1 protein-coding gene is annotated in these 856 nt (G+C 67.1%); it reads left to right on the top strand.

Annotated elements, in window-relative coordinates; all coding sequences use genetic code 11:
• Positions 1–84 precede the first annotated feature (84 nt).
• Positions 85–856, top strand: a 772-nt coding sequence (locus G3N99_RS41275; RefSeq protein ID WP_241012117.1) for a beta-propeller fold lactonase family protein, incomplete at its 3' end; no start/stop codon positions are given.

The following is an 856-nucleotide window of genomic DNA, read 5'->3' on the forward strand; positions in this document are numbered from 1 at the left end:
GCCGTCCCCCCTCGCGCGGACCGCGCCGCCAAGGCGGCTTCATGGCGTGCAACGTGGCCCGTGCCACGCCACGCCGCCCGTTCGATGATAAAAGGTTTCGTGCTTATGGTCTCGATTGCTGCTTCGCCAGCGTACGCGCAAGATTCCGGCCCGGTCCCCGCCGACGGCGTCTACAATCTGCTGGTCGGCACTTATACCGGCCGCAAAAGCGAGGGCCTCTACGTCTATCGTTTCGCCACGAAGACGGGCGCGGCGACCCAGGTGTCGGTCGCGAAGACGGTCAATCCGTCGTTCCTCGTCGTGAGCCGCGACCGCCGCTTCGTCTACGCGGTCAACGAACTGCCCGGCGATAACGGTCCAGCCACCCAGCGCGGTGGCATCAGCGCATTCGGCTTCGATGCCGCGCGCGGGCAACTGAGGTTTCTCAACAAGGTGTCCTCGGATGGCAACGATCCGTGCTACCTGAGCTTTTCGCCCGACCAGAAGTTTCTGCTGACCGCGAACTACTCGGTCGCGCCCGACCCGGGCGGCAGCTTCGCGGTGTTTCCGTTGCAGTCCGACGGCCAGGTCGGTGCGTCGGTGCAGACCGTGCACCACGAGGGCGGCGGACCGGTGAAAGGGCGGCAGGACGACTCGCACGTGCATTCGACCGTGTTCTCGCCGGACGGCCGCTTCATGTTTGCGCAGGACCTCGGCGCCGACAAGCTGTACGCGTACCGCTACACGCCGCAGGGCAGCCCCGGCCCGTTCGCGCCGGCCGACTGGAGCTACGCGCAGCAGAAGGCCGGCACGGGCCCGCGCCATCTGGTGTTCGGCGCGGACGGCAAGCATGTGTATCTGACGAGCGAACTGGCCG

The organism is Burkholderia sp. Ac-20392 (assembly GCF_017104585.1).
GTDB lineage: Bacteria > Pseudomonadota > Gammaproteobacteria > Burkholderiales > Burkholderiaceae > Burkholderia > Burkholderia lata.